This window comes from Streptacidiphilus sp. EB103A (genome assembly GCF_041261405.1).
Lineage (GTDB): Bacteria > Actinomycetota > Actinomycetes > Streptomycetales > Streptomycetaceae > Streptacidiphilus.
Map to the genome: position 1 here is coordinate 22,422 of NZ_JBGCAQ010000015.1, position 13,604 is coordinate 36,025.

Below are 13,604 nucleotides of genomic sequence, written 5' to 3' on the forward strand. Positions count from 1 at the left end.
TCCTCAACCGCTCGCCGTCCTGCGAGGCTGGGACCAGGCACCGGAACCACCCAGGGGGATCCCATGAGCAGGCGTACGAACATCCGAATAGCGCTGGCAGGTGCCATGGTCGCGGCGATGGCCGCCACGCTGGTGGGATGCGGGTCCGGTGGGCGGGTCCAGGCCGGCGAGAGCGCGGCGGGGGGCTCGGGGGCATCCGGTACCGCCGCGCAGCCCTCCGCCGCGCCGACGGCGAAGAGCACCTCGGGCGACAACGTTCCGCCCGGCGGGACGGCGGCGGTCAGCCCGCTGATCGAGTACACCACCGGGGCCACGGGCCATGTGGTCGCCCTCACCTTCGACGACGGCCCCAGCGCGGTGTGGACGCCGAGGATCCTGGCGCTGCTGGCCGAGTACCACGCCCATGCGACCTTCTGCGAGATCGGCCCCAACGCAACGGCCGCCCCGGCGGTGGTCAAGGCGATCCTGGCGGCGGGCGACCGGCTCTGCGACCACTCGGTGTCGCACAACGAGACCATGAGCACGTGGAGCGTGCAGCGGCAGACCTACGAGATCGCCGGCGCCAAGAAGATGATCGAGGACGCGGGCGGGCCGGGGACCCAGGTCGACTGGTTCCGTGCGCCCGGTGGTGACTTCTGCCCGCTGAACCGGCACATCTCCGTGGCGAACGGGCTGCGGCCGCTGGGCTGGACCGTGGACAGCGAGGACTGGAAGCGACCGGGGGTGCCCAGGATCCTCGCCACTATCCACAAGGAATTGGTGCCGGGGGCGATCATCCTGATGCACGACGGCGGCGGGGACCGCTCGCAGACGCTGGCCGCGCTGAGGCAACTGCTGCCGGAGCTCGTCAGCCAGGGCTACTCTTTCGAATTCCCCGTTAAATGATCACAGATTGACACTCTCTGTCCTAGTCTGACTGCAATGAGTGAGTCTGTGACAATGCGGCCACCTGGGGATAACCCGCTCCAGCCTGTGGATATCTCGGTGACTCCGGAGGATTCATTGATTTGTCCACAGTTGCCGAGGCCGTCCTGTGGACCGCCGAGGGGGTCAGTGATGCTACTCCGGACCGCTCCGGCGGGCGGCTAAACCTCAGCTTTGATGGCAGGGGTGTGATTTTTGACGAACCTCGGGCGGCGAAAAAGGAAACAGGACGCGCATATGCCGAAATGTCCGATTCACGAGACGGGGCCGCTGGAGCCGGGCTCAGAGGGATTTGTCGATTCATCCCCAGCCTGTGGATAACTCACCCTTCATCCACACCCGGCCTGGCCTGGGGAAAACACGCGGCGCCAGATGAAGGGTCGTCAACGCGGCCTCGCAAAAAGCTGATCCAAAGCGATCTAACATGATCACCGGGGCTGCTACTGCTCTCCGCGTCCGTCCAGGCAGCGGGAGAGCCAGTCGGCCGCGCGGCTGAACTCCTCGTCCGAGGTACCCGGGCGGACCTGCGGCGCGATCTCGTCGGCCCGCGGGTAGGAGCCGAGGAAGCGCACCTTGGGGCAGATCCGGTGCAGTCCCATCAGCGCCTCGCTGACCCTGCGGTCGGTGATGTGTCCCTCGGCGTCCACCGAGAAGCAGTACTGGCCCAGGCCCTCGCCGGTCGGCCGGGACTCGATCCGCATCAGGTTCACCCCGCGCACAGCCCATTCCTGCAGCAGCTCCAGCAGGGCGCCCGGGTGGTCGTCGGCGAGCCAGAACACCGCCGAGGTCTTGTCGGTCCCGGTGGGCGCCGCGGTGCGTCCGGGGCGGCCGACCAGGACGAAGCGGGTGGTCGCGGCCGCGGCGTCGTGGATGTCGCTGGCCAGCGGCTCCAGGCCGTACAGCGGGCCCGCGAACTCCCCGGCGAAGGCCCCGTCGAAGCGCCCCTCCTGCACCAGCCGGGCGGCGTCCGCGTTGGACGCCGCCGACTCCCAGTGCGCGGTCGGCAGGTTCTCCGCCAGCCAGCGGCGCACCTGCGGCTGGGCCACCGGATGCCCGCTGACCGTCTTCACGTCCGCGAGCGCCGTCCCGGGCCGCACCAGCAGCGCGAACGCGATCGGCAGCAGCACCTCGCGGTAGATCATCAGCGGCCGACCGGTCGCCAGCTCGTCCAGGGTGGCGGTGACCCCGCCCTCCACCGAGTTCTCGATCGGCACCAGCGCCGCCGCGGCCTCCCCGTTCCGCACCGCGTCCAGCGCCGCCGGCACCGACACCGAGGGCACCAGCTCCCGCGTCGCCGCCTCGGGCAGCGTACGCAGCGCGGCCTCGGTGAACGTGCCCTCGGGACCGAGGTAGGTGTAACGGGTCGCGGACAACCGGGGCCTCCGTGGGTGGGGTGCCGACCAACGGCCGGCGACAGTGGACCACAGCAACGTTAGTCACTGCGGCCCACCGGAGTCCCCCGGTCTCAGGGTGTGGTCGCTAGGAGGTCGGGCCGTAGTAGCCCTCGAGATCGACGATGGCGTCGACGGTGCCGGTGTAGTTGTAGACGGAGATGTAGCCGCTGCCGTCGACGGGGACGATCGCTTGGACCGGGCGGGTCCGGCCGGGGACCAGGTTGAGGTTGGACGCTCTGGGCCGGGCTCCACCGGCGAAGGCGGTGAGGTACGTCGCCTCGGTGCTACCGGTTCCGGTCAGATTGATCGTGACGGCTGCGACCCCAACGGGGATGCCCTGGGTCCCCACCACCTTGATGCGCAGTGTTGCGCCGCTGCCGAGGTGGTGGCTGCCCACCCGGGTGTCGGCGATGCGGCTCGGTGCCAGCGGGACGTACGTGGAGCTGGGGTCCGGCCTACCGCCGGAGCCGGATGCGAATCCGCCCGGGCCGATGAAGAACCCGGCGACATCGGCGATCAGATCGGTGTGCCCATTGCTGTTGTAGAGGGTGAAGCCGGCATATTGGTCGAGCCGTGACACCACGAGGTTGGAGCCGGTCTTGCCGCGGCTGTAGTTCAGGTCCGAGACGGTGGGCGGGCTGCCGGCAGGCATGGCGGCGACCCAGCCGTCCGCACTGGCATTGGTCGAAGTGACGTTCATGACGACAGCGGTGGCATACAACGGGACCCGGAAACTGCCGAGGGAGCCGATCAGGGTGCGGGACTGTCCTGACCCGAACGGGTAGGGCTGTGGATTCAGACAGCAGCTACGGGTGTCCAGGATGCGCTGGGGTGCGGCAAGGGCAATGTATGTGTCGCCGATACCGGCCGCCGAGCCGGCGGTGGTGTAGTAGCCCCGGAGGTCGGCGATGAGGTCGACGCTTCCGGAGGCGTTGTAGAGGTCGACATAGCCGTCGGCGCCGACCGGAACGGTGACCAGGTTGGGGTTGGTCTCCCCGGCCTTGAAGTTGAGGTTGGAACTGTTGGCGGGGCGGGCGGTGCCCTCGGGGTAGGCCTCGACCCAACTGCTGGAAGTGGCGTCGGCGTCCGTGAGGTTCATCGTGACGGCGGTGGCGCTGCCGTCGGAGGGAACGCCGTAGGAGCCGGTCACCTTGAGGCGCAGCACGCCGCCGGGCCCGACCTTGTGCTTGGCCGCTCCGGTGCCGGTGCGTGTGTCCAGGATGCGCGCGGCGGTGACCGGAACGAATCTCGTTCCCACCGCGAGTGCCTTGCTGAAGCTGACAGTTCGTCCGCCGGTGTCGCTCACGCTGCCGCTGACGGTGTAGGTACCCGGTGCTGAATAGGTATGCCTGCTGCTCGGATCGGCGAGGTCGAATGGGACAGCCGGGCTGCCGTCACCGAAGCTCACCTGTCCGGAGCTCATCGGCCAGGAGCCGGTCGTGGAGATGCTGAAGCCGGCGTTCAGGCCGTCGCTTCCCACGCTGGGCGTAGCCACGAGCGGACCGGCTGTCCTGACGATGACGGAGGACGCACTGGGGTAACTGCGCTTGGTGCCGTCCGAGAGGGTCGCCGTCACGTGTGGGTTGTAGGTGCCGACGGTGGCGTACGTATGCTCTGCCGTCGGAGTCGCGGATGTCGTCGGGGCGGTCCCGTCGCCGAAGTCGATGGAGTAGGAGGTGACTCCGGTTCCCCAGGAGTTGTGCACCGGAGCTGTGAGGGTCTCCAGGAGCGGTGCAGGTCCGGTGGCGACGGAGGCGGTGATGGGGCCGAGGGAGAACGGGTCGGTGAACTCCAGGGCGCCTCGGTCGACGTAGCCGGATCCGGTACCCGTGTTCGGTACGGTGGGGTCGTCGACGCGGGCTTTGCCGTGCAGGTCCGTGGCGGACTCGCCGGGGGCACCGGCGTCGCCGGAGTCGATCAGTGGTGAGCCCTCGGTGGGAATGACGGACGGTCCTGGGAGCGTGTCCACGTCGTGCCGGCCCTGGCCGGTGGCGGTGTGCATGGCCGCGCTGGACGCGTAGGTGGTGCCGCCCCAGTCGTAGTCGAGGTGGGACTTGTCTGCGGTGACGCTGTTGTAGTCCTCGGTGACGCCGCCGGTCGAGTCGGCGGAGACGTTGATCGCGGGTGGCCCGGACTGGTCCAGGCGCTTCGGCATCATCACGGTGTTCTCGACGGACCCGGAGGTACTGCCGGTGATCACCACTCCGCCACCCGAGGCCAGGGTGGTGTCGCCCGCGAGTTCGAGGTCCTGTACACCGTCGGCGCGCACCCCGGCTCCAGGCGCTTCGATGCCGTCGCTCGCGAGCACGATGTGCTGCGCGCCCGACCCGATGCTGATGCCGTCCCCCGCCGTGTACTCGGTAATCGAGTGGAGGATGCTCACATACGAGGAAGCGCCGTCGATGGTGATGGCGCCATCCGGCCCGGCACTACTACTCGGGAGCGAGGTGACGCTGCCTTGCTGCACGACCTGGTCGATGCCGATGTGCTGTGCGTTGACCAGGCTGATGGAGGTGTTCGCGCCGGGATGCAGGTTGAGGTTTCGCAGATTCACGTACTGGGCGTTCCTGAACGTGATCATCGGTTGACCGGCTCGGGGGTCGGACGCGTTCATGGCAGCCAGCGAGACGGTGCCCCATGACGTCCATCCAGTGAAGGTGATAGGGGCGTTGGCCGTCCCGGACTTGCTGAGGACGACGGGGAACACCGGGCTTGCGGCGCCGATGTGCACAGTGTGGCCTGCGACTACGGCGTCGGCGGCGGCCTGCAGCGTGCAGTAAGGGGCGGTCATTGTTCCGGTGCCGCTGTCCGTGCATGCTGAGCCGCTGCTCACGTACAGGTCGGTGACCGACCCGTCGGCGTGGGCGGTCGTGGCGCCGAGGCCGGTGAGGAACAGGGCGGCGGCGGTCGTGGCTATCAGTGCGCGTCTGCGCGGCATGCGAGTTTCCCCCCGGGCCGAGGGAGCGCGTGAGGGTGCGCTGCTGACCGCGGCCGGTGATTCGTGTGAGGCCTGTGTGGGGGCTGAGCGTAGCGCGTGAGATTGCCAGCAGGTCAAGGGGGTAATCGCGGTCGGGTCAGGACTCCAGGAGGGCCTGGCCGACATATCCCCCGCTGGTGGGCACACCGCCCGGGACGGCGTAGAGGCCGGTGGATTCGTGGCGGATGAAGACCGAGAGGGCGTCGCCGCGGGCGAGTTTGCGCTGGACCGGGACGAAGCCGGTGAGGGGGTCGGCCTGGAAGGCGGTGAAGAGCAGGCCGGCGTCGGGGGCGCCGTCGCTGCGGAAGCCGTCGTGGTAGGAGTAGCCGCGGCGGAGCATGGCGGCGCCCTGGTTGGCGTTCGGGGTGGCGACGCGGATATGGGCGTCGCCGGGGACGGCCAGGGAGCCGTCGGCGTTCTGCTTGTTGAGGTCGACCGCGGTGGTCTCGGTGCCGCCGGAGAGCGGGGCGCCGGAGGCCTTGCGGCGGCCGATGACCCGTTCCTGACGGTCCGTGGACTGCTGGTCCCAGGCGTCCAGCAGCATCCGGATCCGCCGGAACACGGCGTAGCTGCCGCCGGCCATCCACGCCGGGTCGCCCTTGGCGGGGACGAAGATCCGGGCGTCGAAGGTGGAGTCGGTGGGCTTGGGGTTGTTGGTGCCGTCGATCTGTCCCATCAGATTGCGTCCGGTACGCGGCTGCGCGGTCGCGCCGGGGGAGCGGCTGAAGCCGCTCATCTGCCAGCGGACCGTGGCGGCGCCTGCCGCCAGCCGCTGCAGGGTGCGCATGGCGTGATGGGTGACCAGGGCGTCGTCCGCGCAGACCTGGACCCAGAGGTCGCCGTCGCTGCGGCTGCGGTCCAGCGCGTCCTCGTGGAACGAGGGGAGCGGTGCGAGGGCTGCGGGGGCGGTGGCGGAGATCTTGGGGAAGACGGAGGCGCCGAAGCCGAAGGTGACGGTCAGTGAGGAGGGGCCCGCGTCCAGGGCCACGGCGTCGTCGGCGAGGCCGGGCGGGGTACGGCCCTCGGCCAGCGCCGCCGCCGCTGCCGACCAGCGCTTCATCAGCGCGACCAGGCCGGGGCGGGCCGTCCCCGGGGTGAGGTCGAAGGCGGTGGCGACCAGCCGGGCCTGCATCGGCTGGATGATCCCGGCCTGGTGGACGCCGTGGAAGGGGACGGTGTCCGCGCCGAGCGAGGTCAGCGGGGCTGTGGCCGAGGCGGCCGGGGCGCCGGCCAGTGCGTGCGCGCCGAGGCCGGCGCCCGCGCCGACGGCGAGGCCCGCGCCGACGGCGAGGCCCGCGGCGCCGGCCGTCCCGGCGGTGGCGAGCAGCCGCCGCCGGGACAGGCCGTGCGGGTTGTCGTCCTGGTCGTGCGTCGTCATCTCAGGAGCTCACGTTCATGGTCGCGGTCACGGTCGTCTCGTCGATGGCGTCCGAGCGGACGCTCACCGACAGCTGCCAGCTGCCCGCCATCGGCAGTTGCAGGGCCGAGGCGGCCCAGTGGCCGACGTCGAGCTTGGACAGCTTCACCGGCAGCGGACCGAGGCTCTTCGCCGGCAGGGTGAGGGTGACGTCCAGTTCGGGCTCGTCCGCGGGCTTGCCGCTGCTGTCGTAGACGTAGGCGTGCAGGACGTTGGTGCCGACCCGGGACGGGTCGACCTCGATGCTGACCTTGCCCTTGGCGTTGGCGCCGGGGCCGCCGGTGTCGAACGGCAGGGTGAGGTCGGCCGGTCCGCTGGTGATCTGCTGCACCTGGCCCGACGCCTGGGACTGTGCGGTGACGGAGCGTCCGGGCGGCGCGTTGGTGAGCAGGGTGGTGACGATCAGCACGACGACGGCGAAGGTCACCTCCAGCAGGACGGAGCGCAGCAGCATCCCCCGGGCCGGGCTGGCCTCGCGGGCCCGCTGCGCGGTCGCCGTGCGGCGGGCGGCGTCCTGGCGTTCGAGCTGGGCGCGGCGGACCGGGTCCGGTTCGTCGGACGCTTCGTCAGCGGGCTGCTCGGCGGGCTGCTCGGCGGGCACCGGGACGGGTTCCGGCTCTGCGGCGGGCTCCGCAGCCGGCTCCGGCTCGCTGCCGAGCAGCGCGGTCCAGCGCCGGGAGATCCACGCCGCGGCGAGGATCACCACCACCGCGCCGACCTTCACCAGCAGCAGTCGGCCATAGGTCGTCGAGGTCAGCGCGCCCCAGGAGCCCAGACCGCGCCAGGCCTGGTAGACGCCGGTGGCGACCAGCGCCGACACCGAACACAACGCCACGGTGGAGAACCGCCGCACCGAGGAGACCCCGATCCCGCCCTCCCGTCGCCCGACCACCACCCCTGCCTGAGGCGCTTCGCGCCGCACCTCTTTCTGTCGCCCGACCACCACCCCTGCCTGAGGCGCTTCGCGCCGCACCTGCTCACCCGCCGGGGTCCGCAGCCCGACCAGCACCGTGGTCAGGCCGCCGAGCCAGAACGCCATGGCGAGGATGTGCACCACGTCCAGCGGGACGGCGAGGCCGACCTGGATGCCGACCGAGGCGTGGTCGGCCAGTGCCCAGGTGCAGGCGAGGGCGATCGCGAGCACCGCGCCCGCCGCACCGAGGGTGGCCCGCAGCCGTCGTTCGGTGGCTTCGGTGGACCCGGTAGCGGGGTCGGTCTCGTCGGCCGGTCGGCCGACCCCGTTCTGGCCGCCCAGCATCGACAGGAACACGCCCGCCGCCGCGAGCAGCAGCATCCGCACCACCAGCATGGTGCCCAGGTGCTCGCCGAGGGTGCGCTGAATCACCGTCAGGTCGACGGCCTGCCCGATCCCGGTCGCGGCCTCGTACGGCCCGCGCAGCAGCAGTTGGGCGACCGTCGCCAGCAGCAGTCCCGCCCAGCCGCCCAGCATCAGCCGCTGTACCGAGCGCCGCCGCACCCCCGCCGGCCAGCACAGCAGCACCAGCGCCACCGAGCCGACCAGCAGCGCGTACGCGCCGTACTGCACCGTGCGCGAGCCGCCGTAGAGGGCGCCGACCAGGGTGGTGCCCTTGACCGGCTGCTCCCCGGCGACCGGGGTGGTGCTGGAGGTGTGCCCGTAGGAGAAGGTGAAGGCCCCGGAGACCGGGTGGGTGTCGGCGGAGATCGCGCGCCAGGCCACCGTGTAGGTGCCCTGGGCCAGGCCGGAGGCCAGGGCGACCCTGGCGGTGGTGTCGTCGCTGCCGTTGTGCCCGGTGGACCCGCTGTCCACGCGCTTGCCCGCCGGGTCGAACACCCGCATGTCGTCGGCGGCCAGCGTGACCTGCTCGCTGAAGTGCAGCACGACCTGCGTCGGCGCGGTCCGCACCACGGCGTTCTGGGCCGGGTCGCTGGACAGCAGCGCGGCGTGCGCGGACGCGGAGGTCGCCCCCGCCAGCATCAGCGCGAGCAGCAGCCCGAGCAGGGTGGCGAGGGAGGCGACGCGGGTCCGGGGGGCAGTCTGCATGGCCGTCACTTCGTCGTTGGAGGCTGGTAGGTCAGCGGCTGGACCGTGGCCTCGACCGTGACCGTTCCCGAGTACTGGAACGACAGCCGCAGCTCGATCTGCCGGCCCACCTTCGGCGCGGGGCTGAGGCCCATCAGCATCACATGGGTGCCGCCCCGGGCGAGCTGCGCAGTGCCGTGTGCGGGCACGTCCACGCCGTCTGTCTGCCGCATGGACGTCTCGGTGGACTGGTTGAGCGCCGCGCTCTGCACGGACGGGCTGCTCACGCCGGTCAGCCGGTCGGCGGTGCCGCCGGTGTTGCTGATGTCGAAGTAGGCCACGGCCATGTCCGGGGTCGCGGACAGCGGTATGTAGGCGTTGCTGACGCTGATCCGCGCGGGTGAGGCGGCCGTGGACGTGCCGCCGGAGGAGCCTCCGCAGGCCGTCAGCCCGAGGCTGCCCGCGAGCAGCGCGGCGCCGACGAGGGCTGCCCCGCGCCTCATGCCGTCACCCCTTTGATCAGCAGGGGCAGGTCGTGCAGGTAGGTCGCCGAGGTGGTGCCGCTGGTGTAGAGGATGTGCGCCTTGTTGTCGGTCGGCGTGTACGCCAGGACCTGGGCCCCGTGCACCGGTTCCTGGCCCTTGGTCGGGGCCTCCACCGCGACGCCGACCGACTTGGCCGCCGCGATGATGGTGCTGATGTCGCCGGTCAGCCCGATGAAGCCGCTGTTGAAGGAGTTCAGCCAGCTGCGCAGGGTGGCGGGGGTGTCCCTGGCCGGGTCGGTGGTCACGAAGACCACCTCGACCGACTTCTGCTGGGCCTTGGGCAGCTTGGAGATCGCCACCGCGATGTCGCCGATGGTGGTCGGGCAGACGTCCGGGCAGTGCGTGTAGCCGAAGTAGAGCAGCACCGCCTTGCCGGCGGTCTGCTTGGCGATGTCGAAGGGCTTGCCGCTGGTGTCGGTGAGGGTGGCGGCGGGCTTGTCGAAGGTGCGGCCGAGGTTGACGCCCTGGTAGGGGGAGTTGCTGCCCTGGCCGCTCAGCTGGTTCACGGCGCCGGAGTTGTCGCCGGAGGAGGAGCCGGACGAGCCGGAGGAGCTGCCGCAGGCGGCCAGCAGCAGGCCGGCGGAGGCGGCGACGGCGCCGGTGAGCAGGGAGCGGCGGCGGAGGTGCGGCATTCTGTGGTCCATTCATGCTGCGGGTCTGCAGGTCTGCGGGGTCTGCGGGGTCTGTTGCAGAGGTGCCGGTGCGCGGGGGCGGGCCCGGACGGTGGGGCCCGGGGGCCCGCCCCCGCGCGGGATCACTCGCGGCCGGTGCCGCGCGTCGTGCCGCCGCGGCGCCAGCCGAGGAAGCCGAAGCCGACGCCGAGCAGGCCGATGACCACACCGACGGCGGCGAGGACCCGGGCCGTGGTGTCGCTGCCGGCCTTGGCGGCCGTCGTCGCGGTGGTGGCGCTCGGCTGCGCGGAGGCCGAGGCACTGTCACTGCTGCCGGAGCCGGCCGCGCTGGTCAGGTGGAGCACCGGGGCCGGGTTGGCCGGCTCGGCCTGGCCCTCGACGGTCGGCTGGATCCAGCGGACGACCGAGCCGTCGCTGTAGGTCTGCAGCGCCTTGAAGGTGAGCGTGTTGGTGTCGGTGGGCAGCGGGCCCAGCGACAGCGCGAAGTCCTGGAACTGCCCGGGCTTGATCGTCCCGCCGCTCCAGGTGATCTCCGAGACGGCCTCGGTGACCTGGCCGTCGTCGGTGGTGAGCGGCTTGTTGAGCTTGGTCTTCTGCACGGTGACGGTCCAGCCCGGGACGGCCTCCGTGGCGACGGAGGCGATCGGGTGGTCGGTCGGCAGGTACAGCTGCACCTGGGTGGTGTTCGCGCTCGTCTCCTCGTTGGGGACGCGCACGTTCACCTCGGTGTAGCTGCCCTGGGCGGCGCTGCCGGGGTTGACGCTGACGTGCGCGGAGGCGGGCCCCGCGAGCAGCAGCAGGGCCGTCGCGGCCAGGCCGGTGACGATGACGGTGGAACGCATGATGGAACTCTCCGGTGGTGGAGGTACGGGGGCAGGGAGGCATGGCCGACCTGCCCTGCCCGTGCTGCCGGAGAGGTTCCTCGGGTCGTGTCGGGGTCGGGTCAGGCCGGGAGGGCGCACAGCGGCGGCCCGCGCCTGACGACCTGGTGGCGCAGCAGGACGCCGTACGGGCGGGTCCTGTGCTCCGGGGCGCGGCTGCGGCGGGCGGCTGCGGCGCCGCCGTCGGGGCTGCCGAGCCGGCCGTGCAGCAGCGCGGCGGCGAGGGCGAGCAGGGTGCGCAGCGGCGCGGTCCAGGTCTGTGCGAGGGTCTCGGCGACCTGGCCGGTCAGCCGCAGCAGCCGCCAGAGCGCCACCTCGCCGCGGCGGAGCCACCAGCCGGCGGTGAGCGCGGCGAGGAGGTGGCCCAGCAGCATCAGCGGGCTGAGGCCCAGCGGTCCGCTGTGGGTCCAGAACGAGGACAGCTGCGGAGTGCCGCTGATGACCAGGTGCGGATCGATGCCTGCCTGCGCGACCAGCTGCGCGGCGGTGGTGCCGCGGGGCAGCGCGGCCGCGGCCGACCCCGCCGGGCCGCAGAGCAGCTTGGCGGCGAGCGCGGCGAGGGTGCTGCCGGCACCGGACGAGCTGCCCATGCCGTCCATCCCGGCCATGCCGTCCATGCCACTCATGCCGGACATGCCATTCATATGGCCCATGGCCGCCTGGTGGAACAGCAGGTGCAGGGCGAGCTGGCCGACCGCCAGGGCCCCGACGATCGACGGCAGCCGCCGTTCCCGTCCGGCCAGCGCGGCGGCGATCGCCCACACGGCGAGGCCGCCGAGCAGCAGCGCGGCCACGGGGATGCCTCCGCCGCCGGCGAGGCAGTGCCCGACCGCGGACACCAGGACGCAGACCACCGCGAAGGGCAGCGCCCTCAGCATGCGGAGGTCCAGTGCGGCGGCGCGGTCCGGCGTGGTCACCGGGGCGGCTGGGAACACAGACATGACGTCGGCCAGTCTCTCACCGCGCCCCGGGCCGCCCGCGTCTGGGTGCCGGGTACGCCGTCGCGGCAGGGGAGCGTGCGCCCGCGTACCCGTCCACGGACACGCCGCCGCGGTGCTCCGCCGTGCGCGCTCCGCTTCCGTACGTCCGCTAAGGGAGTGACAAGTTCCCGCCGTGACGATTGATTCCCCTGACGGTCGGTTATAGGTAGTGATATGTGGAGCCGCAGCCAGGAGGAGCCTGCCGTGGACATCTGGTGGTCTCTACACCTTCGGCGTGAGCCGGCGAGCGTTCCGCTCGCCCGCCGCATCCTTCTGGGGACCATGGCTTCGGCCGGTGTCGATCCCGACATCTCGCACGAGGTCGGCGTCGCCCTGACCGAAGCCTGTGCCAACGCTGTGGAGCATGCCGCGCATCTGACGGACACCGGCGAGGACAGCGGATTCCAGGTCACCGCGACCATCGAGGACGGCTGTCTGCGGGTCGAGATCACCGATACCGGCCCCGGCTTCTCGGCTGACCCAGGCTGCTCCTCACCCGCCCCCGGAACGACGCCGGCCGAAATCCCGGCGACGACCCGGATCCGTCCCTGCGCCCCGGCCCGCAGCCACCGCAGCCGCCGCCACGGTGCGTTGGCGCCCGCGTCGGCGCGTCCCCGGCCGGTCCCGGTCCCGGTCCTCGGGGCGGACCTCGCAGCGGACCTCGCAGCGGACCTCGGAGCGGACCTCGGACTCGGCACGGACGCGGCGGCCTTCGCCGACGCCGGTCACGAGCTGCCGGACCTCTGCGCCGAGAACGGTCGCGGCCTGTTCCTGATCCGGGCGCTGATGGACCACGTCCAGTTCCGCAACCACCCCCGCAGCGGCGCCGTGGTCTCCTTCGACAAGATGCTGAAGTACCGCGACCGCCCGCTGCTGCACGCCTCCTGAGCGCTGCCGGCTTGACCCTCACGCGACGTCAGGAACCAGGCTGGTCAGCGGAAGGGAGAGAGCCATGAGCTACTCGGTGGGCCAGGTCGCCGGTTTCGCCAGGACCACGGTGCGCACCCTGCACCACTACGACGAGATCAAGCTGCTGTCGCCGAGCGGTCGCACGGCGTCCGGCTACCGCCGCTACGACGACGCCGACCTGGACCGGTTGCAGCAGATCCTGTTCTACCGCGAGCTCGGGTTCTCCCTCGAAGAGATCGCCACGATCCTGGACGACCGCGACATCGCCCCCTCCGAGCATCTGCGGCGTCAGCACGCGCTGCTCACCGGGCGGATCGAGCGGCTCCAGCGGATGGCGGCGGCCGTTGAGGAAGCATTGGAGGCACGCACCATGGGAATCAGGCTGACCCCCGAGGAGAAGTTCGAGATCTTCGGCGAGGGCTACCAGGAGTACGAGGACGAGGCGCAGGAACGGTGGGGCGGGACCGACGCCTGGGAGCAGTCCCGGCAGCGGACGGCCGAGCTCACCAAGGACGACTGGATCCGGATCAAGGCCGAGGGCGACGGGATCATGCGGCGCATCTCGGCGGCGGTGCGGGGTGGCGTGGCCGCCGACAGCGGGGTGGCGATGGACATCGCGGAGGAGCACCGGCAGCACGTCTGCCGCAACTTCTACGACTGCAGCTATGCCATGCAGCGGGGGCTGGCGGAGATGTTCGTCGCGGACGAGCGGTTCCAGGCCACGTACGAGGAGTTGGCCGAAGGGGCGGCCCGGTGGTTCCGCGATGCCGTCTTGGCCAACGCGGAACGGGGTGAGCGTCGGTAGGGGCTCCACGTCTGCGGTGGTTGCTCTTCGCGCACGCCTTTGAATCAAGCAGAGCCCCGCGCCCCTGAGATGCTGCAACTGGCTCAGTTGCACTTGCTAGGGGCGCGGGGAACTGCGCTGCCAACCATGCACCTTCGT

At 71.3% G+C, this 13,604-nt stretch carries 11 protein-coding genes; 3 read left to right on the top strand and 8 right to left on the bottom strand.

Annotated elements, in window-relative coordinates:
- Window positions 1–63 precede the first annotated feature (63 nt).
- Entirely contained in the window at window positions 64–885 is an 822-nt protein-coding gene (locus tag ABH941_RS24250) for a polysaccharide deacetylase family protein (protein WP_370131575.1), read from the top strand.
- Window positions 886–1,364: 479 nt separating this feature from the next.
- Here ABH941_RS24250 and pheA read toward each other — a convergent pair whose 3' ends face one another.
- The 8 genes from pheA to ABH941_RS24290 form a co-directional block, all read right to left on the bottom strand.
- On the bottom strand, window positions 1,365–2,297 hold the full coding sequence (gene pheA / locus ABH941_RS24255) for a prephenate dehydratase (protein ID WP_134002813.1): 933 nt from the start codon (window positions 2,295–2,297) through the stop codon (window positions 1,365–1,367).
- 106 nt (window positions 2,298–2,403) lie between these two features.
- On the bottom strand, window positions 2,404–5,256 hold the full coding sequence (locus ABH941_RS24260; RefSeq protein WP_370131576.1) for a PKD domain-containing protein: 2,853 nt from the start codon (window positions 5,254–5,256) through the stop codon (window positions 2,404–2,406).
- A 136-nt stretch (window positions 5,257–5,392) separates the two neighbouring features.
- Window positions 5,393–6,673, bottom strand: coding sequence for an iron uptake transporter deferrochelatase/peroxidase subunit (gene efeB / locus ABH941_RS24265; protein ID WP_370131577.1), 1,281 nt, complete (start codon window positions 6,671–6,673; stop codon window positions 5,393–5,395).
- 1 nt (window position 6,674) lies between these two features.
- Window positions 6,675–8,735, bottom strand: coding sequence for a copper resistance CopC/CopD family protein (locus ABH941_RS24270; protein ID WP_370131578.1), 2,061 nt, complete (start codon window positions 8,733–8,735; stop codon window positions 6,675–6,677).
- A gap of 5 nt (window positions 8,736–8,740) precedes the next feature.
- The gene (locus ABH941_RS24275) at window positions 8,741–9,217 is read right to left on the bottom strand and encodes a copper chaperone PCu(A)C (protein ID WP_370131579.1); all 477 of its coding nucleotides are present in this window, start codon (window positions 9,215–9,217) and stop codon (window positions 8,741–8,743) included.
- A complete protein-coding gene (locus ABH941_RS24280; protein ID WP_370131581.1) occupies window positions 9,214–9,891 on the bottom strand; it encodes an SCO family protein in 678 nt (225 codons plus the stop codon). The genes ABH941_RS24275 and ABH941_RS24280 overlap by 4 nt, the downstream gene beginning before the upstream one ends.
- A 122-nt stretch (window positions 9,892–10,013) precedes the next feature.
- Window positions 10,014–10,733 (bottom strand): YcnI family protein, encoded by a 720-nt coding sequence (locus ABH941_RS24285; protein ID WP_370131582.1) that lies wholly within the window; start codon window positions 10,731–10,733, stop codon window positions 10,014–10,016.
- A gap of 101 nt (window positions 10,734–10,834) precedes the next feature.
- Complete coding sequence (locus ABH941_RS24290; protein WP_370131583.1) at window positions 10,835–11,713, bottom strand: hypothetical protein; 879 nt, start codon at window positions 11,711–11,713, stop codon at window positions 10,835–10,837.
- Window positions 11,714–11,956: 243 nt separating this feature from the next.
- Here ABH941_RS24290 and ABH941_RS24295 point away from each other — a divergent pair, with 243 nt between their 5' ends.
- A complete protein-coding gene (locus ABH941_RS24295) occupies window positions 11,957–12,640 on the top strand; it encodes an ATP-binding protein (RefSeq protein ID WP_370131584.1) in 684 nt (227 codons plus the stop codon).
- 64 nt (window positions 12,641–12,704) lie between these two features.
- Window positions 12,705–13,466: a MerR family transcriptional regulator gene (locus ABH941_RS24300; RefSeq protein ID WP_370131585.1), complete on the top strand. Its 762-nt coding sequence runs from the start codon at window positions 12,705–12,707 to the stop codon at window positions 13,464–13,466.
- Window positions 13,467–13,604: the final 138 nt, after the last annotated feature.

Bases quoted from the DNA above. Each gene is read 5' to 3' on its own strand.
- ABH941_RS24250 (WP_370131575.1), top strand. From the start codon at position 64: ATGAGCAGGCGTACGAACATCCGAATAGCGCTGGCAGGTGCCATGGTC.
- ABH941_RS24260 (WP_370131576.1), bottom strand. From the start codon at position 5,256: ATGCCGCGCAGACGCGCACTGATAGCCACGACCGCCGCCGCCCTGTTC.
- efeB (WP_370131577.1), bottom strand. From the start codon at position 6,673: ATGACGACGCACGACCAGGACGACAACCCGCACGGCCTGTCCCGGCGG.
- ABH941_RS24270 (WP_370131578.1), bottom strand. From the start codon at position 8,735: ATGCAGACTGCCCCCCGGACCCGCGTCGCCTCCCTCGCCACCCTGCTC.
- ABH941_RS24275 (WP_370131579.1), bottom strand. From the start codon at position 9,217: ATGAGGCGCGGGGCAGCCCTCGTCGGCGCCGCGCTGCTCGCGGGCAGC.
- ABH941_RS24280 (WP_370131581.1), bottom strand. From the start codon at position 9,891: ATGCCGCACCTCCGCCGCCGCTCCCTGCTCACCGGCGCCGTCGCCGCC.
- ABH941_RS24285 (WP_370131582.1), bottom strand. From the start codon at position 10,733: ATGCGTTCCACCGTCATCGTCACCGGCCTGGCCGCGACGGCCCTGCTG.
- ABH941_RS24290 (WP_370131583.1), bottom strand. From the start codon at position 11,713: ATGTCTGTGTTCCCAGCCGCCCCGGTGACCACGCCGGACCGCGCCGCC.
- ABH941_RS24300 (WP_370131585.1), top strand. From the start codon at position 12,705: ATGAGCTACTCGGTGGGCCAGGTCGCCGGTTTCGCCAGGACCACGGTG.